This window comes from Mesorhizobium sp. M1D.F.Ca.ET.231.01.1.1, from assembly GCF_003999155.2.
In the GTDB taxonomy this organism is placed as follows: domain Bacteria; phylum Pseudomonadota; class Alphaproteobacteria; order Rhizobiales; family Rhizobiaceae; genus Mesorhizobium.
The window spans coordinates 1-333 of record NZ_RZOZ02000151.1 but is presented as its reverse complement, the minus strand read 5'-3'; the positions used below and the strand labels follow the sequence as shown (position 1 = coordinate 333).

General features: G+C 65.5%; 1 protein-coding gene. It reads left to right on the top strand.

Annotation, left to right across the window (positions count from 1 at the left end):
• Positions 1-51: 51 nt before the first annotated feature.
• A partial coding sequence (locus tag EN874_RS32710) for an amidase family protein (protein WP_245516233.1) occupies positions 52-333 on the top strand: 282 nt, incomplete at its 3' end.

The following is a 333-nucleotide window of genomic DNA, read 5'->3' as shown; positions in this document are numbered from 1 at the left end:
GCCAATCCGCCATTTCATGCCGGGCGGCGCGGCCAAGCAGGAGCATTGACGTTGGATATCGCCTTCTCCTCAACCACCAAACTCGCCGCTGCGATCGCCACCCGAAAAATCTCGGCGGTCGAGGCGCTCGATGCGCACCTTGCCCAGATCGACAAACACAACGAGGCGATCAATGCCGTCGTCATCCTTGACCGGGAGGGCGCGCGCGAGCGCGCCAGGCAAGCTGACGCCGCAGTGGCGCGCGGCGACACGCTCGGCTCGCTACATGGTGTACCCTTCACGCTGAAGGACGCGCACGAGACTGCCGGGATGAAGTCGACGGCCGGCTTCCCG